Source organism: Sphingomonas sp. 2R-10, assembly GCF_030062225.1.
Taxonomy (GTDB): domain Bacteria; phylum Pseudomonadota; class Alphaproteobacteria; order Sphingomonadales; family Sphingomonadaceae; genus Sphingomonas.
In genome coordinates this window covers 1-26450 of the sequence record NZ_JASCXF010000018.1, presented here as the reverse complement: position 1 = coordinate 26450, position 26450 = coordinate 1, and the positions used below count along the sequence as shown (strand labels likewise).

Genomic DNA, 26450 nt, shown 5'->3' with positions numbered 1-26450 from the left:
CTCGTCTTCAGTTGGCGGGGTAGCGGATGGGGTCGGCGAGCGCACGGGCCAGCGCGACGTGCAGGTCGGCATCCTCGGCAGCGCCCGACAGGTCGATATGCGCGAGGTCGTCGTTCGGCTTGTGGTAGGGGCCGTCGAGATAGGCGAACAATCGCTTCATGTCGCTGACCGAACCGGTCGCCATGACGGCGGGGATGCCGCGCTTGCCGAACGCCCAGCCGTCCTGCCGCTTGATCATGATGTTGGCTTCGGTATCGGTATCGACCTTGCGGCCGATCGCGCGGGCGGTGGCATCGACGATGGCGTCGATCCTGGGATAGTTGCCGCGCCCGACCATCGCCACCGGCATGCCGGTCGGCACGATCGCGGCGGTATCGATGTTGAGGTTCGCGACGACCTTCAACGGAGTGTCGGCGATCGCGGCGGCATAGGCGTCGGCGCCGATCAGGCCCTTTTCCTCGGCCGTGGTCGCGACGAAATAGATGCTGCGTGCCGGGCGCGGCCCCTTGGCGAGGACCTTGGCGACCTCGATCAGGATCGCGGTGCCGCTGGCATTGTCCGCCGCACCGTTGCAGATGCGATCGGGTGCGCCTTCGGGACGGCAAATGCCGATATGGTCCCAGTGCGCCGAGAGCAGCACCGCTTCGTTCGGGCGCGTCGTGCCGGGGATCATGCCGACGATGTTGGCGGTGGTGTAGCGGCGGGTGATACCGGTCGCCGCGATGTCGATCGTTGCCTTCGCCCGGAACGGGCGGAAGTCCGGCGCGATCGCCGCCTTGCGCAGATCGGCGGCGGAACGCCCGAGCAGCGTCTCGGCGACGCTGGCCGGCACGACGCCGCTGAAATCCGGGCGGCGCGGTGTGCCGGCGATGGTCGCGGTCGAATAGCCGTGCGCGATATCGGTCCACGGCGCCTGCGCCGGCGCGATCAGCAGGACGCCGAGCGCACCCGCCGCCAGCAGCGCTGCGTTGCGATCGGCGGTGGGTACCGCGGGTGCGTCGGGCGCGGTGCCGCCGATGACGACCGCGACCGCGCCGTTCAGCTTCGCGCCCTGCATCTGGTCCGGCGCACCGCGGCCGACGAAGACGAGCGGCGCGCGGCGGATCGTGGTGGTGGTCGACAGGCCGAGGCCGGCGATCTGCTGCGCGGTCAGCGTCGTCTCGCGCGATCCCTGGCGCACCACGGCGGTCAGCGTCGCGGCCTTGTGATCGGCCATCGCCACTTCCTGCCGCCAGCGGCCGTCGGGGGCGCCGGGCTTCAGGCCGGCATCGGCAAACGCCTGCAGCACATAGGCTTCGGCACGATCGCCGCCGGGGGTGCCGGGTTCGCGTCCTTCATAAGCATCGCTGGCGAGGATGGCGACGTGATCGCGCAGCATCTTCGGACTGATCGACTGGGCGAAGGCCGGCGTCGTGCTGAACAGCAGGACGGCGAGTCCGAGGATCGGGCGGAGCGTCATGCGCCCCACTATCGATCCCGAAGGTTACGGGCAAGCGTCAACGCGCGCGCTGGATCACCCGGCGCGCCATTTCGACATGCATGTCCTCGATCATGCGATCCTGGAACCGTTCCGCCCCGCCCCCGGCGGCGGCGATCATCGCCGCCGCTTCGGCCAGTTCGTCGGAGGTGGGGGAAAAGGCGGTGTTGGCGGTCGCGATCTGGTTGGGGTGGATCAGCGACTTGCCGTCGAACCCCATCGCCCGCCCCGCGGCACATTCGCGCGCCAGCCCGTCGGGATCGGCCAGCGCGTTGAACACGCCGTCGAGTGCCCAGCCCCCCGCCGCCCGCGCCGCCAGCACGATCAGGTGCAGCGCGGTGGTCAGCGGCCCCCGCCCCGCCCCCGGCGGCAGGCGCAGCGCGGCGGCAAGGTCGTTGGTGCCGACCAGCAGGCCGACCACGCCGGGCGCGGCGGCGATCGCCGCGGCGGCCATTACGCCCGCCGGAGTCTCGATCATCGGCAGCAGCGCGCGACCGGCCAGCGGGGCGAGATCGGCCGGCGACTGCACCTTCGGTACGACGACCAGCGTATCGGCGGCATGGCCGAGCACTGCCAGATCGCCGGCGAAATGCGGACTGTCGGGCGCGTTGATCCGCACCGCCGCGCCCCGGCCGTGGAGCAGTTCGAGCGATACCGGCAACGCTTCGCGCGCCGCCGCCTTGTCGCCGTCGCGCACCGAATCCTCGAGGTCGAGGACGATCAGGTCGGCGTCGAGCCCGGCGGCCTTGGCGATCATGCTGGGGCGGACCGCCGGCACGAACAAAAGGCTGCGCGGCGCTGGGGTATTCGCTGGTTCCATGGTGCGATCATGCTAGGGTCCGGTGGTCAAAACACAAGCAGGGGACGGTCGATGGTGTTGGGCGTGATCGCGGCGATCGTGTTGCTGGTATTGTTCTATCTGTTCGCCAGCGTGAAGATCGTCACGCAGGGCCATCAATATACTATCGAGCATTTCGGCCGCTTCACCGCGGTGGCGAAGCCCGGGTTCAACTTCTATCCCGCCTTCTTCTATCGCGTCGGCCGCAAGGTGAACATGATGGAGCAGGTGATCGACATTCCCGGGCAGGAGATCATCACCCGCGACAATGCGATGGTGTCGACCGACGGTGTCGTGTTCTTCCAGGTGCTCGACCCGGCCAAGGCGGCGTACGAGGTGTCGGACCTGTATATCGCGCTCCAGCAGATCACGACGACCAACCTGCGCACGGTCATGGGGTCGATGGACCTCGACGAGACGCTGTCGAAGCGCGACGAGATCAACGCGCGGCTGCTGGGCGTGGTCGATCATGCGACCAACCCGTGGGGCGTGAAGATCACCCGCGTCGAGATCAAGGACATCCGCCCGCCCGCCGACATCGTCAACGCGATGGGCCGCCAGATGAAGGCCGAGCGCGAGAAGCGCGCCAACATCCTCGAAGCCGAAGGTACGCGCGCGTCGGAGATCCTGCGTGCCGAGGGGCAGAAACAGGCCCGCATCCTCGAAGCCGAGGGGCGCAAGGAATCGGCGTTTCGCGATTCAGAGGCACGCGAACGCGCGGCCGAGGCCGAGGCGAAGGCGACGCAGGTCGTCAGCGACGCGATCGAGGCCGGCGGCACGCAGGCGATCAACTATTTCATCGCGCAGAAATATGTCGAGGCGGTCGGCAAGTTCGCGACCAGCCCCAATGCCAAGACGATCCTGTTCCCGGTCGAAGCGACGCAGCTGATCGGGACGCTGGGCGGGATCGGCCAGCTCGCGAAGGAAGCGCTGGCCGAGAGCAAGCCTGTCGCGCCTGCCGCTGCCCCACGCGAACGTCCGGCCGGTCCGTTCGAGCCGCCCGCGCGATGATCGAGGGCGGCTATGCCTGGCTGTTGCTGGCGGTGGCGCTGGGCGCGGCCGAGCTGGCGGTGCCGGGCGTGTTCCTCGTCTTCGTCGCGATCGCGGCGGCGATCACCGGCGTGCTGGCGCTGCTGTTCCCCGCGCTGACGCTGCCCGCCGAACTGGCGGTGTTCGGGGCGTGGAGCGTGGTGGCGGTGGTGATCGGGCGACGCTGGTATGCCGACTATCCGGTCGACAGCGACGATCCGCTGCTCAACGACCGCGCCGGACGGCTGATCGGGGAACGGGTGGTGGTGGTCGAACCGATCGTCGGCGGCATCGGTCGCGTGCGGCTGGGCGACGGCGAATGGATCGCGCGCGGACCGGCACTGGATGCGGGCAGCCGGGCACGGATCGTCGGGGTCAGCGGATCGACGCTGACCGTCGCACCCGACGATTGACGCACGCGGTCGGTCGCGGGACACAGGGCCCGACATTTTCGAAGGAACCGCCATGGACCTCACCCGCCGCGACTGGATCGCCGGTGCCGCCGCTACCACGCTGACCGTCGGACTGCCTGCGAAGGCGCAGACGGCGGCGACCGGCGCGGACAAGGCAGCGGAAGTGAAGCTGGCGACGATCGCCGAGGCGATGCTGGTCGATTCGCCAGAATCCGCCAGCGGGCTCGGCATCGATACCGGCGCGCGGGCGGCGCTGAAGGCGCGGCTGGGCGACCGCTCGGCGGCGGGGCAGCGCCGGATCGCCGATCACCTGCGCGCGCATGTCGCGACGTTGCAGGCGATCGACACCAGACCGCTCTCCGCCGCGACGCGCACCGATATCGACGTCGCGCGCACCGCGTTCGAAACCGCGATCGACGGGTTCGCCCTGCCCTATGGCGACGTCGCGGTCGGCGGGTGGCGCAACACGCCCTATGTCGTGATCCAGAATGTCGGCGCGTATCTCGACGTGCCGCGCTTCCTCGACAGCGACCACAGCATCGCCGGGAAGGCCGATGCCGACGCCTATCTGGCACGGCTGGAGAGCTATGCGACGCAGCTGGACGGCGAGACGCAGCGGGTACGCGCGGCATCGGCGCAGGGCGTCGTCGCGCCCGACTTCCTGCTCGACAAGACCATCCGGCAACTGACCCAGTCGACGAGCGGCGATCCGGCGACGTGGGACGTGGTCACCTCGCTCGCCGGGCGGACGAAGGACATTCCGGGCGACTGGACCGCGCGGGCGACCGCCATCGCGCGTACCAGGGTGAAGCCCGCGCTGGAGCGGCAGCTGGCCGCGATCCGCGCGGACCGGGTGAAGGCGACGGCGGACGCCGGCATGTGGGCGCGGCCCGGTGGCGATGCGTGGTACGCATGGGCGTTGCGCGCCTCGACCACCACGACGATGACCCCCGACGAGGTCCATGCCCGCGGCAAGGAGGAACTGGCCGGCTTGCAGGGACAGATGGACGTGATCCTCAAGTCGCTGGGCTATACGCAGGGCAGCGTCGGCGCGCGGATGACCGCGCTGGGCAAGGACCCGCGCTTCACCTTCCCCGACGACGATACCGGCCGGGCGCAGATCATGGCGCTGGTGCAGAACCGGCTGCGCGACATCCGTGCCCGCATGCCACGCGCGTTCAACACCCTGGCCCCGGGCAATGTCGAGGTGCGGCGCATCCCGGTGGTCGAGGAGGCCGGCGCGCCGGGCGCCTATGGCGGAGCGGGTTCGATCGACGGCAAGGTGCCGGGCAAGATGTGGATCAACCTGCGCACCACCGGCCTGTGGACGCGATATTCGCTCCCGACCCTGGTCTATCACGAGGCGATCCCGGGACACGTATGGCAGGGCGAATACACCTTCCGCCTGCCGCTGATCCGCTCGCTGTTGCAGTTCAACGCCTTTTCGGAAGGCTGGGCGCTGTATGCGGAACAGCTGGGCGACGAACTGGGGGCGTATGGGGGCGATCCGGTCGGTCGGCTGGGCTATCTCCAGTCGATCGCGTTCCGCGCGTGCCGGATGGTGGTCGATACCGGGCTGCACGCCAAGCGCTGGACCCGGCAACAGGCGATCGACTGGTTCGCCAGCACCAACGGGTCGAGCGTCGAGGAAGTGTCGGGCGAGGTCGACCGCTATTGTTCGTGGCCGGGCCAGGCATGCGGATACAAGGTCGGCCATTCGGAGATCAACCGCCTCCGCGATCGGGCCAAGACGGCGCTGGGTCCGCGCTACGACTTCAAGGCGTTCAACGATGCGGTCGTGCAGGGCGGCGGGGTGCCGATGACGGTGCTCGGGCGGAATATCGATGCGTTCGTGGCGGCGCGGCGGGGGTAAGCCGCTCCTGCCCTACCGGCCGCAAAGGTCATTCCAGCGAAGGCTGGAATCTCCCGCGGCTCCTGCCCCGCGCTAAGTGCGGGAGACCCCAGCCTGCGCTGGGGTGACGTTCGTCGTGGAGGGGTAGCCGTCCGACCCATCCACCGCCACCCGCCGCCGCGGCAACGCTTCGGGCATCTCGTCGCGAATATACGCCAGCACCCCCTCCCGCAGCGAACAGCGCAGGTCGAACGCGCGGGCCGCGTCGGAAGCGGTGGCGAGGATGCGGACCTCGATCGCGTCGGGCTTGGTGTCGGTCACTTGCAATACGTATGCCCGCCCGTCCCACAGCGGATCGGCCTTCACCAGCTCCTCGAACTTCTCGCGCAGGCGCGGGATGTTGGTGGTGGGATCGAGCCAGAAGAACGCCGACCCCAGCAGCCCGCTGGTCGTTCGCGTCCAGTTCTGGAAGCTCGATTCGAGGAACTTGGATACCGGCACCACCAGCCGCCGTTCGTCCCACAGGCGGACGACGACATAGGTCAGGCGGATCTCCTCGATCCGGCCCCATTCGTTCTCGATGATGACGACATCGTCGATGCGGATCGGTTCGGTGAACGCCATCTGCACGCCGGCGATGATGTTCTTGAGCGCGGGCTGCGCCGCCGCACCCACCGCGAGGCCGGCAAGGCCGGCAGAGGCCATCAGCGTCACGCCGATCGAGCGGATGCTGGGGATCGACAGCAGCATCAGGCAGACGGTTACGAAGCCGATGGCGATGATCGCGATGCGACCGAGGATCGCGCTGCGCGTCCGCCGCCTCCGCGCGCGCAGATTGTCGGCGACGGTGATGTCGGTCGCGACCTCGATCGCCTTCACCGATGCGCGGATCATTGCGATCGCGAACCATCCCATCAGCAGCGGCACGATCAACCCCGCCATCTGCGTCCACAGATCGTCCCAGCGATCGGGCAGCCGCAGCGGACGGCGCACGCTCGCCAACGCCATCGCGACGAGGATCCAGCGCATCGGCCGCCAAGCATGATCGACATATACGTCGTCGACCGATCCCGGCGTCCGGGCGGCGAAGCGCCGCAGCACGCGAAACGCCACGGCGTGCAGCAGCAGCGCGGCCAGCAGCGACAGCGCGACGGTCGCAAGGTCGATCGCCATCGGCGGCAGCGTATCGAGGAGTCGTTGAAGGTCCCGCATCGCCCAGGCCAACACGCCGCGCCGCAGCATGTTCCGCTCGGGCGCCGGCGCGGTCGCGAGACTTGGCTTTCGCCCCCCGACCAGCTAGGTTGTCGCCCAACCGAAACATTCCCCGAAAGCATCGAACTTTGACAGACGCGACGCTGATCGCCGACCCATCCGATATCGCCCCCATCTCGATCGTGGACGAGATGCGGTCGAGTTATCTCGACTATGCGATGAGCGTCATCGTTTCGCGCGCGTTGCCCGACGTGCGCGACGGGTTGAAGCCGGTGCATCGCCGCATCCTGTATTCGGCGCAGGAAAGCGGCTTCGTGCCGGGCAAGGCGTATCGCAAGTCGGCGCGTATCGTCGGCGACGTGATGGGTAAATATCACCCCCATGGCGACACCGCGATCTACGACGCACTGGCGCGCATGGCGCAGCCATGGTCGATGCGGCTGCCGCTGATCGACGGGCAGGGAAACTTCGGGTCGATGGACCCCGATCCGCCCGCGGCGATGCGCTATACCGAGGCGCGGCTCGCCAAGTCGGCGATGGCGCTGCTCGACGATCTCGACAAGGATACCGTCGACTTCGTGCCGAACTATGACGGGTCGGAACGCGAGCCTGCGGTCCTTCCCGCGCGCTTCCCGAACCTGCTGGTCAACGGCGCGGGCGGGATCGCGGTCGGCATGGCGACCAACGTGCCGCCGCACAATCTGGGCGAGGTGGTCGACGCCTGCCTCGCCACGATCGACCGCCGGGTCGAGGGCGGCGAGCCGCTGACCCACGAGGAACTGTGCGAGATCGTGCCCGGGCCGGATTTCCCCACGGGTGCGATGATGCTGGGCCGGGCCGGCGCGCGTGCCGCCTATGCCGGCGGGCGCGGGTCGATCATCCTGCGATCGCGCCACATCGTCGAGGCACGCGGCGAGCGACGCTCGATCGTGCTGACCGAAATCCCGTTCCAGGTCGGCAAGTCCGGGCTGGTCGAAAAGATCGCCGAGGCCGCGAAGGACAAGCGGATCGAGGGCGTCAGCGACATTCGCGACGAATCGAACCGCGAAGGCGTGCGCATCGTCATCGACCTGAAGCGCGATGCGACCCCCGACGTCGTGCTCAACCAGCTGTGGCGCCACACGCCGGCGCAGTCGAGCTTCGCCGCGAACATGCTGGCGATCCGCGGCGGCCGCCCCGAACTGCTGAACCTCGGCCAGATCATCGACGCGTTCGTCGGCTTCCGCGAAGAAGTCATCACCCGCCGGTCAAAATACGAACTGGCGAAGGCACGCGAGCGGGCGCACCTGTTGCTCGGCCTCGTCATCGCAGTCACCAATCTCGACGAAGTGGTGCGGATCATCCGCGGGTCGGAAAGCCCCGCCGCCGCGCGCGCCGCGCTGCTGGCGCGCGAATGGCCGGTGGCGGAGATCGCGCCGTATCTGAAGCTGGTCGAGGCGGTCGAGTCGGATACGACCGGCGATTTCTATCGCCTGTCCGACCTGCAGGTCCGTGCGATCCTCGACCTGCGGTTGCATCGCCTGACCGCGCTCGGCCGCGACGAGATCGGTGGTGAACTGCAGACGCTTGCCAATTCGATCGGCTATCTGCTCGACATCCTCGGCAACCGCGCCAAGCTGTACGCCGTCATGCGGCAGGAGCTGGTCGACGTCCGCGCCGAGTTCGCGACGCCACGGCGGACCGAAATCGCCGGTGCCGCCGACGGCATCGACGACGAGGACCTGATCGAGCGCGAGGACATGGTCGTCACCGTCACGGTGCAGGGCTATATCAAGCGCACGCCGCTCGATGCCTTCCGCGCGCAGAAGCGCGGCGGCAAGGGGCGCGCCGGCATGGCGACCAAGGACGAGGATGCGATCACGAACCTGTTCGTGACCAGCACCCATACCCCCGTCCTGTTCTTCTCGACCGCCGGCAAGGTGTACCGCATGAAGGTGTGGCGCCTGCCCGAGGGCGGACCTGCCACGCGCGGCCGGCCGATGGTGAACCTGCTGCCGCTGGCCGCCGGTGAGACGATCTCGACGGTGCTGCCGCTACCCGAGGACGAGGAGCGGTGGAGCGACCTGCACGTCATGTTCGCCACCGCGAACGGCACGGTGCGGCGCAATTCGATGGATGCGTTCGCGAACATCCCGACGGCGGGCAAGATCGCGATGCGCTTCGAAGCCGACGAGAATGGGGACAGCGCCGATCGCCTGATTGGCGTCGCGCTACTGACCGAGACCGACGACGTGCTGCTCGCGACCAGGGCGGGCAAGGCGATCCGCTTCGCCGCGACCGACGTGCGCGAGTTCCAGAGCCGGACATCGACCGGCGTACGCGGCATCTCGCTCGGCAAGGACGACGAGGTCATCTCGCTGTCGATCCTCGGCGGGTTCGACGCAACGGCCGACGAGCGCGAGGCGTATCTGAAGGCCGCGCCGTGGAAGGAAGGCGAGCGCGAGGTCACGCTGACGCCCGAACGCATGGCCGAGTTCGAGGCGGCGGAGGAGTTCATCCTGACCGTTACCGCCAACGGCTTCGGCAAGCGTACGTCGGCCTATGAATATCGCCGGACCAATCGCGGCGGTCAGGGGATCACCAACATCGTCACCTCCGACCGCAACGGCGCGGTCGTGGCGAGCTTCCCGGCACATAATGGCGAACAGCTGATGCTGGTGACCGATCAGGCGAAGCTGATCCGCACCACCGTCGGGTCGATCCGCGTCGCGGGCCGCAATACGCAGGGGATCACGATCTTCCGCGTCGGCTTTGGCGAACAGGTCGTGTCGGCGGCGAAGATCGACGAGGACGAGAGCCCCGAGAACGACGCGGAAGCGATCGTCGCCGAGGAACTGGCGGCGAACCCGCCGGCCGAGGGCGATATCGTCCTCGACGACGGCACCGGTCCCGACACGATCAGCGAATCGAACCCCGAGGAATGACACCCGCCACCGCGTTCAAGGTGCTGACCGGCGAACAGATGGCGGCGCTGGAGCGCGACGGCAGCTTCGCCGGTGCGCCGGTCGATCTGGCCGATGGCTATGTCCATCTGTCGACGTTCGATCAGCTGACCGAAACGGTCGACAAGCACTTCGCCGGCCACGACGACCTGCACGTGGCGGAGGTCGATCTCGACGCGCTGGGCGATGCGGTGAAGTGGGACGAGTCGCGCGGCGGACAGCTGTTCCCGCACCTCTATGCGCCGCTGCCGCTGGATGCGGTGGTGGCGTATGGGCCGCTGCACCGGGACGATGCCGGTCGGGTGAAGCGGCCGATCACGGGCTGAACATCCTCCCCGTGCCGGGGAGGATTTAGAGTTTGATCCATCCGTATTGAAACGGGCGTCATCCCGGCGAAGGAAGGGATCTCCCGGTGGTAGCGCGCAGCAGGAGCCGATGAAGACCCCGGCCTTCGTTGAGGTGACGCTTCCCTCTAGACGTACAGTTCCACCACCTCCGCGCCCTGCCCGACCGCTTCGAGCAGCAGCGTCCGGTGGCAATGTTGCGGGTCGCGCTCGAAACACAGCAGCGCCGACGGCAGTTCCGCCGCCAGTCCCAGCATGATCGCCGCCTGCGCCTGTGCCTCGGGCAGTTCGAGTTGTTCGTCATACACCGCGCGCAGCGTCGCGACGTCGCCCTTCTTCGCCGCGTCGCGCCCGCGCTTGGGCGTGCCCAGCGCTTTCAGATGGACATAGTCGATATCATGGCCCGCCAGTTCGGCGGCGAGTGAGGTTTTGGAGAAACCCGGCCGCCGCGACAGCGGGAGCGCACGAACGTCGATGACCCGGCGAACTCCGGCCCGTTGCAGGGCGGCGACGAATTCCGCCATGGTTACCGCCTCATAGCCGATCGTGAAGATCTTCATCGTCCGCATCCTTCCACCGCGATCGTACCGCGCCCTGCCGGTTAAAACGACGGTACGGTCGGGACGTTCATTGCCCGTTTCCCTTCGCCCGCCTAGGACGCGGTGCATGCAATATGACGTCCACATCATCGGCGGCGGGCTCGCCGGGTCCGAAGCCGCCTGGCAACTGGCACAGGCCGGCGCGAAGGTGCGCCTGTCCGAAATGCGCGGCGGCGGCGATACCACGCCGGCGCATCAGGGCGACGACCTCGCCGAGCTGGTCTGTTCGAACAGCTTCCGCTCCGACGATGCCGAATCGAATGCGGTCGGGCTGCTGCATGCCGAGATGCGCGCGCTGGGCTCGCTCATCATGGCGAAGGGCGATGCGCACAAGGTGCCGGCGGGATCGGCGCTGGCCGTCGATCGCGACGGGTTTTCGGCCGGGGTCACCGCGGCGCTGGCGGCGCATCCCAACATCACGATCGTGCGCGAACGGGTAGACGTGCTGCCCGACAGCGGCCCGACGATCGTCGCCACCGGCCCGCTGACCGCACCGGCACTGGCGGGCGATATCGGCGGCGCGACCGGCGCGGAGGCGCTGGCCTTCTTCGACGCGATTGCGCCGATCGTCCATTTCGATTCGATCGACATGGAACAGGCATGGTTCCAGAGCCGGTGGAACAAGGGCGAGGGTAAGGATTACATCAACTGCGCGATGAACCGCGAACAGTATGAAGCCTTTCATGCCGGACTGATGGCGGGGGAGAAGGCCGAGTTCCGCGAATGGGAGAATGTCCCCTATTTCGAAGGCTGTATGCCGATCGAGGTGATGGCCGAGCGGGGGCTGGATACGTTGCGTTTCGGACCGATGAAGCCGGTGGGCCTCGACGATCCGCGCACCGGGCGGTGGCCGCATGCCGTCGTCCAGCTGCGGCAGGACAATGCCACCGGCACGCTGTGGAACATCGTCGGGTTCCAGACCAAGCTGAAACATGGCGAGCAGGTGCGGCTGTTCCGGACCATTCCGGGGCTGGAGAATGCCGAGTTCGCGCGGCTGGGCGGGCTGCATCGCAACACGTTCATCCGCTCGCCCGAACTGCTCGACCCGACGCTGCGGCTGAAAGCGCGGCCGCATCTGCGCTTCGCCGGTCAGATGACGGGCTGCGAGGGCTATGTCGAGAGCGCGGCGGTCGGGCTGATGGCGGGCCGCTTCGCCGCCGCCGAACTGGCGGGGCGCGACCTCAGCCCGCCGCCGGTCGAGACGGCGCTGGGCGCGCTGCTCCACCACATCACCGGCGCGGCGGTGGCCGAGACCTATCAACCGATGAACGTCAATTTCGGGCTGATGCCGCCGATCCCCGGCCGGACCAAAAAGGCCGATCGCAAGAAGATGTACACTGCGCGGGCGCGCGATGCCTTCGAACCCTGGGCGGCGGCGCTCTGACGACTGGTTCTTCCACCGGGCCTGGTCCTCCGGCGCAGGCCGTGACCTCCCGGTTGCAGCGCGTGACAGGCGCCGCTTGTCGGCCGGCTGCTAGAGTTTGATCCATCCGCATGGAAACGTCACCCCAGCGAAGGCTGGGGTCTCCCTCAGCTCCTGCTGCTACCACCGGAGATCCCGGCCTTGGCTAGGATGACGCCCGTTTCAATAGGAGTGGATCAAACACCTAACGCCGGGTGAGGTTCAGCGCCAGAAAGCTGACGCCGGCGGAGAACATCAACAGCCCGGTCGCGCCGATCGCGCCATAGACCGGCCCCCACGCGGCGAAACCGGCCGCGAAGGTGACGATCACCAGCGCCCAGCCCGCCAAGCGGCGCCAGCGTGGATCGGCACCCTGCCAGCGGTCCCGGTGACGGTCGCTGGCCAGCGCCAGCAGGGCGAAGGCGCCGAGCGCCGACAGGAGCGCGACGAGCATCATTCCGCCGGTGCCCACCCGGCAGCGGGCGCAGCCGTCCGGGCGGGGCGGCGGCGATTCTTCGGCCGGAAGCAGTGGACGCGCCATGCCGCTAAACCGAACCCCGCGCCCAGCGCGAGGAAGGTCAGGTCGACGCCGGCCAGCACCCAGTCGCCCTGCGCGATCGTCGCGGTCAGTCCGGTCGGCAGCGCGACGAGGTTGTAGAGCGGCAACAGCACCAGCAACGCCGCCTGCAACGTCAGCAGTTCGACCCATGCCCGTGCCGGACGGCGGGCGAGTGCATAGAGGAACACTATCGCCCAGCCGGCGAACATCGTGTTGACCTCCTGATCGGCGCGCCGCTCCAGCGTGAACGACAGCAGGCGGTTGGCCCAGAGATAGACGGTCATCGCGATCGGGAAGCCGGCGACGAAGCCGATGTTCAGCCGCTCGACCACCCGGAAGCCGAACGGCGGGTGTGCCGGATCGGGCAGCCGCTCGCGCCGCTTGACGGTCCAGAGCACGAGGCCGCTGGCGACCATCAGCGATCCGGCGATGCCGCACAGGAAATACAGCCAGCGCATCGGATAATCGCCGAAGCGTCCCGCGTGCAGCCCGACCATCACCCCCTGCGTCTCCACCGCGCCGCCGGGTGGCGGTGCCTGCCACAGCATCCGGCCGGTGACGCCGTCATAGGCGATGCCGGGCGTCCGCGCCGACAGCATCGACGTGCCCGACCGGGTCAGCGTGATGCGCGCCGCCGCGTCGCCGGGGTTGAAGACGGTGACATAGCCGACCGACCCGCCGATCCGCCGCTCGGCATCGTGGACGACGGAGGCGAGGTCGACCAGCGGCGCTGCCCGACCGGTCCGTTCGACCACCGGTGCCTGCGGAAAGACGGCGTCGTAGAGCTTCGCCTCGTCGCTGTAATTGGCGACGATCGCCCATGGCATCAGCATCGCGATCAGCGTGACCAGCCCGGTATAGGTAATCATCAGGTGGAACGGCAGCGCCAGCACCGCGGTGGCATTGTGCCCGTCGAGCCACGACCGCTGCCCCTTCCCCCGCCGCAGCGTGAAGAAGTCGCGGAATATCTTCTTGTGGGTGACGATGCCGGTGAAGATCGCGACCAGCATGAACATCGCGGCAATGCCGACGATCCAGCGCGCCCAGAAGACCGGCATGTAGTCCAGGTCGAAATGAAAACGGTAGAAGAACTCGCCGCCGCGGGTCTCGCGCGCGGTGCCCGCCTGCCCGTCGCTGCCGATGAAAGCGCGGGTATCGCGGCGCCCGCGCCGGCCACGGCCTTCCTCGACGGGCCTGGCGGCGGGGACCCAGAACAGGTCGGCACCCGCGCTCTGCGGTGTCGGCACGGTGATGAACCAGCTCTGTGCGTCGGGTGCCTTGCGCGACAGGTACGCGACCGCACCCTGCACGACCCGGTCGGTGCTCTCGACCCGCGCCAGCTCGGGTCGCGACCAGCGGTTCAGCGCCTCGCGCCAATAGGCCGCGGTGCCGGCGACGAAGATCGCGAACAGCAGCCAGCCGAGCAGCAACCCCGACCAGGTATGCAGCGTCGATTGCGACTGGCGAAACCCCTTGCTCATATCCGTCCCCAGATCGCGACCGATCCCCAGCAGATCGCGCCGGCCACGCCGCCCGCGACGACCAGCGTCCACAGGGCCCGCCAGCCGCTGCGTGCGGCATAGGCCCACATCGCGGCGCCGACGCACAGCACCAACGCGATCAGCGCGGCGGCGATCGTCGCCTGTGCCCGCTCCCCCGGCAGGATGCGCGCCAGCGCCATCGACCATAGCGACGCGACCGCATAGCCGACCGGCAGCGCCGCGATCAGGCGCAGGGCATTGTCGCCCAGCCGGTGCCACAGGATGTGGCGCTCCTGCCGGGCCGCCTTCACGGGAAGGTTGCCCGGATCGTGGCGAACACGGTGCGCGGGCTGCCATAGTAATTGCCGCGACCGGTCGACGAGATGCGCGCGAAATAGTTGCGGTCGAACAGGTTGTTGACGTTGACCGCGACCGACAGTGCGTCGGTCAGCTTGTAGCCGGCACGCAGGTCGGCAACGGCATAGGCGCCTTGGCGCACGATCGTCGAACGCGTGCGGATCGTTCCGTTGGCGTTGAACGCCGCGGGATTGCCGCTCCACGTCGCGTCGAACCACGTCACGCCCGCGCCGACGCTGGCCCCGGCCAGCGGACCGTCGGTGGGTTCGTAGTTGGTGAACAGCTTGACCATATGCTCGGGTATCACCGGCAACAGGCTCAACCCCTCCAGCACCGGATTGGCCTCCTCCAGATACTTGGTCCGGGTGAAGGTATAGCCGCCGTTGACGCGCCAGCCAGGCAGGATCTCGCCGCTCGCCTCCGCCTCGACGCCGCGCGCGCGGACCTTGCCGATCTGGTAGACGATCGTGTCGAGATTGGGGTCGTTGAAGACGCGATTGTTCTGCGTGATCTGATACACCGCCGCCGACAGCAGGAGGCGCTTGTCCATCAGCGACAGCTTGCTCCCCGCCTCGTACTGCTCGCCGATCAGTGGGTCCAGCGCGCGGCCGTCGGGACGCACCCGGCCGCCAACCGGGGCCTGCGGCGTGAAGCTGTCGGCATAGCTTGCATAGAGGTTCAGGTCGTCGGTCACGTCCCACACCACCCCGGCATAGGGGGTGAACCGTTCGTCGAAGCTGTAGGTCGACGGCGTTCCGCGCACCAGTTGCGCAGAGGTCAGCGTGATCGTCGTATCCCACCACGTCATGCGGCCACCGCCGACCAGCGTCAGCCCGGCGAACGGGCTGAGCCGCAATTGTCCGTACAGGCCATATTGCTCGACATCGGTCAGGCTGCCGCCGACCACCTTGCCGGCGGCCAGCGCATAGGGATCGAGATCCGGTTCGGCCGGCGACACGGGCGCGAAGACGTTGATCGTGGCATAGTTCGACCGGCGCGCATTGGCGGAGGTCGATCTGCTCGCCTGGTAATCCGCGCCGACGATCAGCGTCTGTTCGCGTCCGAACGCAGGAAAGCTCCCTACCCCGTTGAAATCGAATGACCGGGTCTGCATCGCGCTGTCGCCGCGAAACGCGATATGGCTGGTGACGCCATTGGTCGGCGTGACCGGCTGGTTGCCGATATAGCTGTAGACGTCGGTGCGATCGACATCGGTCACCATGCCCGTGGCGCGCAGCGTCCAGCGGTCGCTGACCCGGTGCGCCAGTTCGACGAAGCCCGACCAGCTTTCCGAGCGGAAGCGGTTCCAGTCGGCGCCGAGATAGGTGGCGCGGTCCACGTCCAGCAACTGGCCCTCGCTGCCGTCCGTCCCGCCGATGATGCCGGGAAGCCCGGACTGGATCGCGGGCTTGAACAGGTCGTAATTGCCGCCGACGGTCAGCGTCGTATCATCGCCGATCTTCGTGTCGGCCACGCCGAACGCGGCGAAGCGATAGCGGTGGGCGACGTCGAAGAACTGGTCCTGATCCTGTACCATCGCGCCCAGCCGCACGCCCGACCGGTCGTCGAGCGGGGTCGACACGTCGAGTTCCGCGCGCAGGTTCCGATAGCTGCCATAGCCCGCCAGCGCGCTGACCGAGCGTTCGGCCAGCGGCCGCTTGCGGACCAGGTTGATGCTGCCCGCCGGATTGCCCGCACCGCTGAACAGGCCGGCGGGGCCGCGCAGGACCTCGACCCGGTCGTACAGGAACAGGTCGGGCACGACCGCCGGGAATCCGAAGGCGAAGGTCGGGACGCCGTCGACGAGGTAATTGTTGATGGTGAAGCCGCGCGAGAGAAAGGACGGGTCTTCGCTGCTGATCCCGGTCACCGTGACGCCGTTGGTGACGGTCAGCGCATCCTCCAGCGTGAACAGGTTGCGCTGTTGCAACTGTTCCTGATCGATCACGGTGATGGTGTTCGGCACGTCCTTCAGCGGCGTGACGGTTTTGCCGACCGCCTGGCCGTAGCTCTTGCCGACGACGACGATGCCGTCCTCGCGCTGGGTATCGTCGTCGGCCGTCGTCACCGGTTCGGCGGCAGCGGGAAGGACGGGCAACAGCATCGCGAGCAGCGCAGCCAAAGTCTTGTGTCGTACCGAAGGCCGCATCCCGTTCCCTTTTGCGAATCGCTTTCAATACGGCGTGCCCTACAAGGCATATGAGCGGATTGCAACGCTATTGCGAGCGACTATCATTACTATATACAGACCGGTGAACGACGGATGTCGTCGAACCGGGAGATGAATATGCGAAGCCTTGCCCTGTTGATCGCGCTGGCCATGCCGGCGATCGCCGATGCGCACGAAGTCTGGGTCGAACGCGACGGCAACGGCCCGGCGCGCATCTATCTGGGTGAGCCGGCCGAACCGCTGCCGCCGGGCGGCGATCCCGAATTCAAGCGGTTGCAGGCGCCGAAGGTCGTCGACCAGCCCATGGCGCGACAGGTCCGCCGTGCCGGCTTCATCGAAGCGGAGGTCGCGCCGGGCGACGTCCGGGTCGTCGACAATTCGGTGTTCGAGCCGTGGGGCGATGCCGGCGCCAAAGAGGGCGTGATCTATTACGCCCGTGCCGGTCGCAGCGGGACCGCCGCGAAGATGCCTTACGAAATTGCGCCGACGACCGCGAACGGCACCCGCTTCGCGCTGCTGCACGACGGCAAGCCGGTGCCCGCCGCCAAGGTGACGCTGATCACCCCGGCGCGCAAATCGGTCGAACTGGTCGCGGCGGCGGACGGGAGCATCGCGGTGCCGGCGGAGGGCAAGGGGCGATATCTGCTGACCGCGGCGCAGGTCGAAACCGGCAAGCTGAACGTCGCCGCCGGTCCGGTCGACAAGCTGCACCACATCGCCACCACGACCTTCGTCGTCGAATGAACCGGTCGGCGGCGGGGCCCCCCGCCGCCGAAACCGTTACCGCAACGGCAGGGTGAACGGCGCGGCCGGCAGGTCGGCGCCGTCGAACAGGTTCACGAACGGCGCGTCGGACCATGCATAGCGGATCGCGGTCACCTCCGGTCGGTTGGCGCCGGGCAGGATGACCGTATCGCCCTGCACCACGCCGTCGACGAAGCTGCACGTCGTGCCGGCGCAGCGTTCGAAGCCGATCGCCCCTGCCCCGCCATAGCGCTGTAGCCCGCCGGTTACGTTGCGGAACCGGACGACGACGTCGCTTCCCTGCCGGATCGCACCGACCGCCTCCGGACCGCTGCGCAGCCCGGTCCGGCCATAGGCGACGACGCTCGCCAGCCGGGCGAGGCGTTCGCCGACGATCTTCTTCTGCGCCGGGTGGATGTCGAACCGGTCGCCGACGTCGAGCGTCACGGCTAGGCCGGCATGGCGGTCGGCGGCAACGGCCTCGGCCTGCGCCTGTCGCAGCGCCGCCCAGCCCGAATCGGTCGGTGCGGTCTGCGCCTTGCCGAACGCGGTCAGTTGCACGACGAAGAACGGCAGCTCGGGTGCGGCGAAGGTGTGGCGCCAGTCGGCCATCAATCCGCCCAGCAACGCACGATAGGTGCCGGGTTCGCCGGCATTCGACTCCCCCTGATACCACGCGGCGAGCTTCAGCCCATAGCCCGCCAGCGGCGCGATCATGCCGTTGTAGAGCGTGGTCAGGCTGTTCGGCACCTCCCACGGCGCCGGTGCGATGCGGACATCGTCGCCGATCGGGGAACCGATGCGATAGCGCCACGGCCCCGACAGCGGCACCACACCGCCATCGGCCAGCCCGATCAGCCGGTTCGACACGTTGCCGAACGCCATCCGGCCGTTCGCCCTTACCGCGCGGATCGCGACGACGTTGCGGCCGGCACGCAGTACGCCGGCCGGCAGGTCGTAGTTGCGCCATGCCCAGTCGACGCTACCGCCGCCGACATAGCGACCGTTGATATAGGTTTCGTCGAACGCCCCGATCGGCCCGAGCTGGATCCGCCGCCCGCCCGCCGCCTGTTCGGGCGTCAGGTCGACTGCGGTACGCAGCCAGACCGCGCCGCCCAGCCCCGCGCGATCGGACGCGGGCAGCTGGCCGTCATCCGCCGGCACGGTAGCCCAGCCCCGATCGTCGAACGTCGCGCTCCGAAACGCGCGCTCGGCCTTTGCCGCGGGGTCGATGCCGTCCCACACCCGTTCGCGGCGGGCACCATCGGCGGTGATCGCGGCCGCCGGATCGCGGCCATAGGTCGCGACCGCCGTCAGCCCCTCGGCGAAACCCGGCAGCTTGCCGAGCGTGGACGCGCTGATCCAGCTTTCGATCCGCGTGCCGCCCCATTCGGAAGCGATGAAGCCCATCGGCACCTTCTCGGTCGTCCGCAGCTGCCGCGCCATGAAGTAACAGACCGCCGATGCCTCGCCGACCGTTTCCGGCGACACCTGCCGCCACTGGGCACGTGCCGGCAGGTCGGCGGCAGGCGCCGCGCGGCTGGTATCGGGTATCGTCACAAAACGCAGATCGGCGTCGTTGGCCGCCGGGATCACTTCCAGCCCGGTGGCATGCTTGACCTGAAACTCCATGTTCGACTGGCCACCGCACAGGAACACGTCGCCGATCATGATGTCGGACAGTTTCTGCGCGGCTGCAGCGGAGCCGGCCACTTCCAGCGTATAGGGACCGCCCGCCTGCATCGCCGGCAACGTCGCGCGCCAGCGGCCATCGGCCCCGGCAACCGCCGTCGTGCTGCGATCGCCGAGCCGTATGGTCACCGTTTCGCCCCCGCTGGCCGTCCCCCACAGGGTGATCGGCCGGTCGCGTTGCAGCACGCCATGATCGGCAAAGATGTTGGCGAAGCCCGGCACCACGCCCTGCCCCGCCACCGGTGCCACGCCTGCCAGCAGCGCGGCCGTGACGCCGCCCATCCATCCCGCGATCGAACCCATATTCCCCCCTCCGATGTGTGACCGCTACCATGGCGCAGCAGGCCGCCGCGCGCCAGCCCTGCGGACGGTGGCGGCGATCGTCACATCGCGGTGCGAGTATCCTCCAGCGCAAGCGAAACCAGCGCGGTCATCGCTTCTTCCGCGGCGCGCGGATCGCCCGCCACCACTGCGTCGAACACGCGGCTATGGTCGGGCACCGGGTCGCGCGGCAGGGCGCGTTGCCGCTGCTTGAACTGCGTGGTCCAGTTCACCGCCGCACCGATGCTGGCGCTGAGCGCGACGAAGGTCTCGTTATGCGTGGCGTAGAGCAGCGCGTCGTGGAAATCGCGGTCGGCGGCGCGGCCGGCTTCGGTGGCCAGCGTGTAGCGGCGCATACCGGCAAGTGCCTGTTTCAGCGCCTTGATATCGTCCTTGTCGCGTCGTTCGGCGGCAAGGCGGGCGACGGCGGGTTCGACCACCGCGCGCAGTTCGAACAGGCCACGGACGAAGGCGATGTTGGGTTCCCCGTCGAACGCCCAGGCCAGCACCATCGGGTCGAGGAAGTTCCAGCGCCGGCGCGGCAGCACGCGCGTGCCGATCTTCGGCCGGCTTTCGACCAGCCCCTTGGCGGTCAGTACCTGCACCGCCTCGCGATAGGCGCTGCGCGACACGTCGAGCGCTTCGGCATTGGCGACCTCACCGGTCAGCAATTCGCCCGGCTTGATCCGGCCCGATACGATCGCGGTGCCCAGATAATGCGCCACCGCACCGCGCAGTCGTCGCCCGGACCCCTTGCGGGTCGCCCCGCCGGTTTCGGCCAGGGCCGCTTCGCCGGCGGGATCGATATCGGCGGTCTTGTCCTGCCCGTCCTTCGTGGTCACGCGGCTTCCTCTTCCATGGGCGGTGCGGGCCGCCTGTCCCGATCGGGTAATGTAGTGGTAATATGGCACGTCCGATGGCCCGCGGCGATGGCGTACGATGCTATGCAGCAGCGCGCGTCGGGTCAAACAGGGGCAGGACCGGCAAAGGGGACGCCGCGATCAACCCGACTAGAATTTGATCCATCTCTATGGAAACGGACGTCATCCCGGCGCAGGCTGGGATCTCCCGGTGGTAGCGCGCAGCGGGAGCCGATGGAGACCCCCAGCCTTCGCCGGGGTGACGGTTCCATACGGATGGCTCAAACTCTGATGCCGCGGGACACCGCAGGGGACGCACGTTCCCGCCATACGGGGCGGCGGAGTGGTCGGTGGTGCGGTTTGGGGGAGAATGGCGCGCCCGGAACGATTCGAACGTCCGACCCTCAGATTCGTAGTCTGATGCTCTATCCAGCTGAGCTACGGGCGCATTCTCAGTCATGTCGACCTGGTTCCACTGGTGCGCCCGGAACGATTCGAACGTCCGACCCTCAGATTCGTAGTCTGATGCTCTATCCAGCTGAGCTACGGGCGCGCTGTGGAGGCCGCCTGCTAGAGGGGGAAGCGGATGGTGGCAAGCCCGTTGTGCGAATTTTTTTGGATGCGTATCGAGGGTGCATGACCCGCGTCCCCCTTTCCCCCGTCCTGTTCGCCGCCTTGTTGTCGGCCTGTGCCGCACCGGCGGGGGACTATCCGTCGCTTCTGCCACGTCCGATCGAAAGGATCAGCCTGGCCGAGCCGAACCGCCCGGTCCCGGTGGCGACGCCCGACGCGACGCTGGATGCGAGGATCGCGGCGCTGGGCCGCGACGTGGCGGGTGCGGCCCGCGCGTTCGATGCGGCGATTGCCAAGGCGCGACCGACGGTCGAGACGGCAAGGAGCAGCGGCGAAGGCAGCGAGCGATGGCTGGGGGCGCAGGTCGCGCTGGCGCAGCTCGACGTGGCACGCACCGCGATCGACGCCCCGCTCGGCGACCTCGAACGCCTCGCGATCGATCGCGCCGCGACCGGTGCCCCGCCCTACCCCGCGCTCGATCGGGCAGTCGCGCAGGCGACGGCGGCCGCCGCGGAACAACGTACCGCCATCGCCACGCTCAACGCGACGCTCCGCTAGGTGTTTGATCCATCCGCATGGAAACGTCACCCCGGCGAAGGCTGGGGTCTCCATCGGCTTCTGCTCCGCGCCATCACCGGGAGATCCCAGCCTTCGCCGGGATGACGTCCGTTTCAATATGAGTGGATCAAGCTCCAGTCACTTGAGGGCACGCAGCGCCGGCAGGATCGACGCATAGTCATCGGTCCAGGGTTCGGCGTCGGTGATCGGCAGTGGTTCCCACGCATCGCCATCGGCCAGCAGCGTCGCGAGCACTTCGGGGTCGCGGGTCAGCGCGATCCACAGCGATCCGGTTTCCGGGCCGAGCGACGAGGCCGGTTGATAGGGCAGCTGTGCCGCCATCCACCCGCTCGCGGTGCGCGCCACCACCGGCGGCAGGTCGAGATAGCGGTTGGAGACATGCACCAGCAACAGCCCGCGGCGCCCGAGCACCCGGCCATAGGTGTCGAACGCCTCGCGCGTCATCAGGTGCATCGGCACCGCGTCCGACGAGAACGCGTCGAGCGCCAGCAGGTCGAGGCTGCCGGCCGGCTCCTCCGACAGGCTCAGCCGCGCGTCGCCCATCACGATCTGCGCATCGGGGGCGCAGCGCTTCAGGAAGGTGAAGGCGCCCGAATCGCGGGCGATGCGGACCACGACCGGGTCGATCTCGTAGAAGCGCCATAGCTGGCCCGGCTGCGCGTAACAGGCGAGCGTACCGGTGCCCAGACCGACGATGCCGATCCGGGCGGCGCGGCCGTAGATCGCCGGGGCGGCGCGCAACGCCTCGCCCACGCCCGATTGCGGGACGTAATAGGTGGTCGGCGTTCGCTCGCGCTCGGGCGTACCGGTCAGCTGGATGCCGTGCAGCGTCGTGCCGTGCTGCAACTCGTTGACGTCCTTGCCACGGATGATCGTGTAGACGCCGAAATAGCTGCGGGTGCGGGCACCGGGCTCCAGCGACAGGGTCAGCGCACGATAGCCACCGAACAGGAACAGCGCGCCGGCCAGCGCGAAGACGAACGGGATGCGCGATCCGATCGCGATCAGGCCGATCGCGACGATTCCGAAAAAGGCGATCGGCTCGGGCTTGGGCCCCAGCATCGCGCCGGGATTGACCAGCCCGATCGCGACCAGCCCCGCCACCGCCAGCAGCGCGGCGATCCGCAACGTCGCGCCGCCCGACTGCCAGAGCCGCTGCGTGGCGGGCAACAGATAGGGCAATGGCGCGAGGATGCCGGCGGCGAGGATCAGCAGCGGATATTCATAGGTCCAGTCGAACAGCACCGGCGCGATCAGTCCGGCGAACACGCCGCCCAGCGCACCGCCGACCGACATGGCGAGGTAGAAGCCGGTCAGCCGTGCCGGCTCGGGCCGCAGCGCATACATCCGGGCATGCAGCGTCACCGACACCGCAAACAGCAGCGTCAGCGCCGCCAACGCGCTCAGCAGCGGATAGTCGTGGTGTCCGCCGATCATCATGCCGCCGAACACCAGGATCGTGATCGGCGCATAGGTGGTGATCGCATTCGCCAGCCCGCGCCGGTCGGCGAAGGCGACGGTGAAGCTGAGCAGGTACAGCCCCAGCGGCAACACCCACAGCAGCGGCACCGCGACGATGTCGGTCGTCAGGAAGGTCGAGGTCGCGAGCATCAGGCCCGAGGGCACCAGCGCGAGTACGATCCAGTGCAGCACCCGCCACCGCCCCGGCGCTTCGCCGGCGTCCGGCGCCGCCGCCTGTTCGCGCCGATGCGGCAACAGCCACCCGCAGCCGATCACCAGCACGAACACCAGCGCATAGCCGATGCTCCAGCCCCAGCTCTGTCCCCGCAGCGGCAGCAGCGGTTCGACCAGCAACGGATAGGCGATCAGCCCGGCGAAACTGCCGACGTTCGACGCGGCATACAGCGCATAGGGGTCGCGCCCCGGACAGATGAATGCGAACCAGCGCTGCAACAGCGGCGCCTGCGCCGAAATCGCGAAGAACAGCGGGCCGATCGACGCGGCGAGCAGCCACGGCGTCCACAGCGCCGGCTCCACCCCCGCCGGGGTCGGCGTGCTGTTGACCCCGATCGGCAGCCAGACCGCGGCGCACAGCAGCAGCAGGATATGCACCGCCGCCTGCGCCTTGGGCATCAGCTTGCCCAGCAGATGGGCATAGGCATAGCCGCCGAGCAGCAGCGCCTGATACACCAGCATCGCCGAATTCCACACCGCCGGCGCCCCGCCCAGCTGCGGCAGCGCCATGCGCGCGACCATCGGCTGGACGAGGAACAACAGGAACGACCCCGTCAGGATCGTCGCGACGAAGATCCAGCGAATCGGCCAGCCCGCGGTACGTTCGGGACCGCTCACGGACGCGCCTTCCAATGGGTGATGTGGCGCTTGAGCGGACTGTCGTCGGGCACGGCCGGATGATCGAAATCGCCATCGGGGTCGCGGACCATGCCGATCCGTTCCATCAGCCCCCAGCTGCGCGTATTCGCCAGCACGGTGATCGCACCGATCCGGGCGTCGGGCAGGTTGTCGAAGCCCCATGCCAGCGACGCCGCCGCCGCTTCGCGGGCGAAGCCCCGCCCCCAATGCGCGCGGCCGAAACGCCAGCCGATCTCGACCGATCCTTCGAGCGGCGTGCCCGCCGCGCCCGGCTTCAGCCCGCATACCCCGACGAGCGCGCCGCCGGCCCGTGCCTCGACGCTCCAGAAACAATAGCCGAGATCGCGCTGATACCCATTCTGCCGCGCGATCGCCGCGTCGACATCCGCGTCGGTCGGCAACGGCGTCAGGAAGCGCATGACCTCCGCGTCGGCGACATGCGACAGGATCGCCGCGCGATCGCCGACCGCGTACGGGCGCAGGACCAGCCGTTCCGTGCCGATCATGCGCCGAGCAGCCGCGCCGCGTGCGCCGCGTGATAGGTCAGCACGCCCGAGCATCCGGCGCGCTTGAACGCCATCAGCGTTTCCAGCACCATCGCGTCGCGATCCGCCACGCCCGCTGCCACGCCCGCCTCGATCAGCGCATATTCGCCAGATACCTGATAGGCGAAGACCGGCACCTCGAACGCCGCCTTCACCCGCGTGATGATGTCGAGATAGGGCATGCCCGGCTTCACCATCACGCTGTCGGCGCCCTCGGCGATGTCGAGCGCGACCTCGCGCAGCGCCTCCTCGCTGTTGGCCGGGTCCATCTGATACGTCTTCTTGTCGCCTTTCAGCAGGCCATGCGTGCCGACCGCGTCGCGGAACGGGCCATAGAAGGCGCTGGCATATTTGGCGGCATAGGCCATGATCTGGACGTTGTGATGCCCGTCGCCCTCCAGCGCGTCGCGGATCGCGGCGACGCGGCCGTCCATCATGTCGGATGGAGCGACGATATCGCTCCCCGCCTGCGCCTGCACGATCGCCTGCCGCACCAGCGCTCCGGTCGTCACGTCGTTCAGGACATAGCCCGCCGCGTCGACGATGCCGTCATGGCCATGCGCGGTATAGGGGTCGAGCGCGACGTCGGTCAGCACGCCGATATCGGGCACCGCATCCTTGATGGCGCGGATCGCGCGGCACATCAGATTGTCGGGATTGAATGCCTCCGCCCCGTCGCCGCTGCGCAGCGCGGGCGGGGTGTTGGGGAACAGCGCGACCACCGGGATGCCAAGGTCGCGCGCCTCGCGCGCGCGATCGACGATCCCGGCGAGGTTCCAGCGCGAGACCCCCGGAAGGGCCCCGACCGCCTCGTTCTCGCCCTCGGTCACGAACAGCGGCCAGATGAGATCGGCGGGCGTCAGGATGGTTTCGGCGTGGAGCCGGCGGCTCCAGCCGGTGGCTCGGGTGCGCCGCAGGCGGAGCGCAGGATAAGCAGCGGACATGGCACGGCTTGTGGGCCAAGCGGTCAGGGCGATCAACCCAAAGTCGCGTGGCTCCATTTTCGTTACGGATCGTTACCGACCGCATGAACCGCATCCGCTCCGCCGCCATGATCGTCAATGCCCGGTCGCGCAGCGGGCAGGCACAGTTTGCCGAGGCGTGCCGCGCGCTGCAAGGCGCCGCGTTCGAGGTCGACGCCCATGCGGTCGAGGACCCCGACGACCTCGTCCCGACGCTGGAACGCGCGCTGGCGGCCAAGCCCGACCTCGTGATCCTCGGCGGGGGCGACGGCACGATCAGCAGCCTCGTCGACCATCTGCTGGGCCATGACGTCATCCTCGGCGTGCTGCCTTTCGGTACGGCCAACAGCTTCTGCCGCACGCTCGGCATCCCGCTCGACATTCCCGGCGCGGTAGAGGTGCTGAAGACCGGCAGGCCGAAGCGGATCGACCTCGGCATGGTCGATGGCGACTATTTCGCCAACTGCGCCGCGATCGGCCTGTCGCCGCAGATCGCCAAGACCGTGCCGCACGGCGTCAAGAAGCTGTTCGGGCGGGTCGGCTATCTTGCCTGGGCCTCGCTGCAATTCGCGAAGTTCCATCCGTTCGAGCTGGTCGTCGGCGAGGGCGCAACCGCCAAGCGGATGCAGGCGACCGAGGTCCGCATCTCCAACGGCCGCTTCCACGGCGGCACCGAACTGGTCGAGGAAGCACGGCTCGACAGCGGCGAGATCATCGTTCAGGTCGTCGCGGGGAAGGGCAAGCGCAGCCTCGTGCGCAACTGGGCGGCCGGGTTCTTCCGCCTCGATTCACGCCGGGTCGATACGGTCACGTTCCACGGGCAATCGATGCGGATCGAAACCATCCCGCCATTACCGATCTCGATCGATGGCGAGGTGCTGGCGAAGACCCCGGTGATGGCAAGGATCGCGGCGGGGATCATCGAGGTGATGGCGCCGGTCGAGGGGTGACGGGGCATTCGCGGTGTCCGGGCGCGGGGGCCTTCCCTGCGCAGGCGAACAAGACATTGAGCCGTTCCGGGCGGACTATGGGCGTCTTAGAGCCCAACCGGAAATTAGGTTGAGCGATTTCAGCCAGTTGTGATTCACCGAGGGTTGCGAAGACCACGGGGATCATATGGGCTGGACCGAAACCGCTCGCCGCGAGCATGACAGAAGAAGGCTGC

22 protein-coding genes and 2 tRNA genes are annotated in these 26450 nt (G+C 68.3%); 9 read left to right on the top strand and 15 right to left on the bottom strand.

The annotated features are described in order from the left end of the window. Nucleotides 1-7: 7 nt before the first annotated feature. Both QLH51_RS09985 and QLH51_RS09980 read right to left on the bottom strand, forming a co-directional pair. Nucleotides 8-1459, bottom strand: coding sequence for a M28 family peptidase (locus QLH51_RS09985; protein WP_125657148.1), 1452 nt, complete (start codon nt 1457-1459; stop codon nt 8-10). A 37-nt stretch (nt 1460-1496) separates the two neighbouring features. Beyond that, nucleotides 1497-2297: an HpcH/HpaI aldolase/citrate lyase family protein gene (locus QLH51_RS09980; RefSeq protein ID WP_125657146.1), complete on the bottom strand. Its 801-nt coding sequence runs from the start codon at nt 2295-2297 to the stop codon at nt 1497-1499. A 51-nt stretch (nt 2298-2348) separates the two neighbouring features. Between QLH51_RS09980 and QLH51_RS09975 the strand changes: the two genes are divergently transcribed. The 3 genes from QLH51_RS09975 to QLH51_RS09965 are packed head-to-tail and all read left to right on the top strand — an operon-like array spanning nt 2349 to nt 5630. After that, the gene (locus QLH51_RS09975; RefSeq protein WP_125657143.1) at nt 2349-3326 is read left to right on the top strand and encodes an SPFH domain-containing protein; all 978 of its coding nucleotides are present in this window, start codon (nt 2349-2351) and stop codon (nt 3324-3326) included. Beyond that, nucleotides 3323-3757 (top strand): NfeD family protein, encoded by a 435-nt coding sequence (locus QLH51_RS09970; RefSeq protein ID WP_125657141.1) that lies wholly within the window; start codon nt 3323-3325, stop codon nt 3755-3757. Before QLH51_RS09975 ends, QLH51_RS09970 begins: the two co-directional genes overlap by 4 nt. 52 nt (nt 3758-3809) lie before the next feature. Continuing rightward, complete coding sequence (locus tag QLH51_RS09965; protein ID WP_125657138.1) at nt 3810-5630, top strand: DUF885 domain-containing protein; 1821 nt, start codon at nt 3810-3812, stop codon at nt 5628-5630. Between the two features lie 72 nt (nt 5631-5702). Here QLH51_RS09965 and QLH51_RS09960 read toward each other — a convergent pair whose 3' ends face one another. After that, nucleotides 5703-6782 (bottom strand): mechanosensitive ion channel family protein, encoded by a 1080-nt coding sequence (locus tag QLH51_RS09960; RefSeq protein WP_241217914.1) that lies wholly within the window; start codon nt 6780-6782, stop codon nt 5703-5705. 167 nt (nt 6783-6949) lie between these two features. On the opposite strand from QLH51_RS09960, the gene gyrA reads away from it, so the two are divergent. After that, nucleotides 6950-9745 (top strand): DNA gyrase subunit A, encoded by a 2796-nt coding sequence (gyrA, locus tag QLH51_RS09955; RefSeq protein WP_125657131.1) that lies wholly within the window; start codon nt 6950-6952, stop codon nt 9743-9745. Further along, a complete protein-coding gene (locus QLH51_RS09950) occupies nt 9742-10089 on the top strand; it encodes a DUF952 domain-containing protein (protein WP_125657128.1) in 348 nt (115 codons plus the stop codon). The genes gyrA and QLH51_RS09950 overlap by 4 nt, the downstream gene beginning before the upstream one ends. Before the next feature lie 146 nt (nt 10090-10235). Here the strand turns inward: QLH51_RS09950 and QLH51_RS09945 are convergent, their stop codons facing one another. Beyond that, on the bottom strand, nt 10236-10667 hold the full coding sequence (locus tag QLH51_RS09945; RefSeq protein WP_125657125.1) for a DUF488 domain-containing protein: 432 nt from the start codon (nt 10665-10667) through the stop codon (nt 10236-10238). Between the two features lie 106 nt (nt 10668-10773). Here QLH51_RS09945 and trmFO point away from each other — a divergent pair, with 106 nt between their 5' ends. Beyond that, complete coding sequence (trmFO, locus tag QLH51_RS09940; protein ID WP_125657122.1) at nt 10774-12090, top strand: methylenetetrahydrofolate--tRNA-(uracil(54)-C(5))-methyltransferase (FADH(2)-oxidizing) TrmFO; 1317 nt, start codon at nt 10774-10776, stop codon at nt 12088-12090. A 223-nt stretch (nt 12091-12313) separates the two neighbouring features. On the opposite strand, the gene QLH51_RS09935 is transcribed toward trmFO, so the two are convergent. Genes QLH51_RS09935 through QLH51_RS09920 form a run of 4 tightly spaced genes read right to left on the bottom strand, consistent with a single transcriptional unit; the run spans nt 12314 to nt 16627 of the window. After that, nucleotides 12314-12562: a DUF3325 family protein gene (locus tag QLH51_RS09935; RefSeq protein WP_206428981.1), complete on the bottom strand. Its 249-nt coding sequence runs from the start codon at nt 12560-12562 to the stop codon at nt 12314-12316. After that, the gene (locus QLH51_RS09930; protein WP_125657116.1) at nt 12562-14148 is read right to left on the bottom strand and encodes a PepSY-associated TM helix domain-containing protein; all 1587 of its coding nucleotides are present in this window, start codon (nt 14146-14148) and stop codon (nt 12562-12564) included. Before QLH51_RS09930 ends, QLH51_RS09935 begins: the two co-directional genes overlap by 1 nt. Beyond that, on the bottom strand, nt 14145-14459 hold the full coding sequence (locus QLH51_RS09925; RefSeq protein WP_206428980.1) for a hypothetical protein: 315 nt from the start codon (nt 14457-14459) through the stop codon (nt 14145-14147). The genes QLH51_RS09930 and QLH51_RS09925 overlap by 4 nt, the downstream gene beginning before the upstream one ends. Next, a complete protein-coding gene (locus QLH51_RS09920) occupies nt 14456-16627 on the bottom strand; it encodes a TonB-dependent siderophore receptor (protein ID WP_206428979.1) in 2172 nt (723 codons plus the stop codon). Before QLH51_RS09920 ends, QLH51_RS09925 begins: the two co-directional genes overlap by 4 nt. A 165-nt stretch (nt 16628-16792) precedes the next feature. On the opposite strand from QLH51_RS09920, the gene QLH51_RS09915 reads away from it, so the two are divergent. Continuing rightward, a complete protein-coding gene (locus tag QLH51_RS09915) occupies nt 16793-17419 on the top strand; it encodes a hypothetical protein (protein WP_206428978.1) in 627 nt (208 codons plus the stop codon). 36 nt (nt 17420-17455) lie between these two features. Here QLH51_RS09915 and QLH51_RS09910 read toward each other — a convergent pair whose 3' ends face one another. The 4 genes from QLH51_RS09910 to QLH51_RS09895 all read right to left on the bottom strand — a co-directional run bounded on the left by QLH51_RS09910 (nt 17456) and on the right by QLH51_RS09895 (nt 20845). After that, on the bottom strand, nt 17456-19414 hold the full coding sequence (locus QLH51_RS09910; protein ID WP_125657107.1) for a sialate O-acetylesterase: 1959 nt from the start codon (nt 19412-19414) through the stop codon (nt 17456-17458). An 80-nt stretch (nt 19415-19494) separates the two neighbouring features. Then, on the bottom strand, nt 19495-20238 hold the full coding sequence (locus QLH51_RS09905; protein ID WP_125657324.1) for a FadR/GntR family transcriptional regulator: 744 nt from the start codon (nt 20236-20238) through the stop codon (nt 19495-19497). Between the two features lie 425 nt (nt 20239-20663). Further along, nucleotides 20664-20740, bottom strand: a tRNA-Arg gene (locus QLH51_RS09900). Nucleotides 20741-20768: 28 nt separating this feature from the next. Then, nucleotides 20769-20845: transfer RNA gene (locus QLH51_RS09895), tRNA-Arg, on the bottom strand. Nucleotides 20846-20928: 83 nt separating this feature from the next. Between QLH51_RS09895 and QLH51_RS09890 the strand changes: the two genes are divergently transcribed. Beyond that, the gene (locus QLH51_RS09890) at nt 20929-21423 is read left to right on the top strand and encodes a hypothetical protein (RefSeq protein ID WP_125657104.1); all 495 of its coding nucleotides are present in this window, start codon (nt 20929-20931) and stop codon (nt 21421-21423) included. Between the two features lie 138 nt (nt 21424-21561). Here QLH51_RS09890 and QLH51_RS09885 read toward each other — a convergent pair whose 3' ends face one another. From QLH51_RS09885 to hemB, 3 genes are read right to left on the bottom strand one after another with little or no spacing between them, the layout of a single operon-like run. After that, nucleotides 21562-23757, bottom strand: coding sequence for a fused MFS/spermidine synthase (locus QLH51_RS09885; RefSeq protein WP_206428976.1), 2196 nt, complete (start codon nt 23755-23757; stop codon nt 21562-21564). After that, on the bottom strand, nt 23754-24284 hold the full coding sequence (locus QLH51_RS09880) for a GNAT family N-acetyltransferase (protein WP_125657101.1): 531 nt from the start codon (nt 24282-24284) through the stop codon (nt 23754-23756). Before QLH51_RS09880 ends, QLH51_RS09885 begins: the two co-directional genes overlap by 4 nt. Beyond that, entirely contained in the window at nt 24281-25267 is a 987-nt protein-coding gene (hemB, locus tag QLH51_RS09875) for a porphobilinogen synthase (protein ID WP_125657098.1), read from the bottom strand. Before hemB ends, QLH51_RS09880 begins: the two co-directional genes overlap by 4 nt. A gap of 83 nt (nt 25268-25350) precedes the next feature. Here hemB and QLH51_RS09870 point away from each other — a divergent pair, with 83 nt between their 5' ends. Then, a complete protein-coding gene (locus tag QLH51_RS09870) occupies nt 25351-26235 on the top strand; it encodes a diacylglycerol/lipid kinase family protein (protein WP_125657095.1) in 885 nt (294 codons plus the stop codon). The last annotated feature ends 215 nt before the right edge of the window (nt 26236-26450 follow it).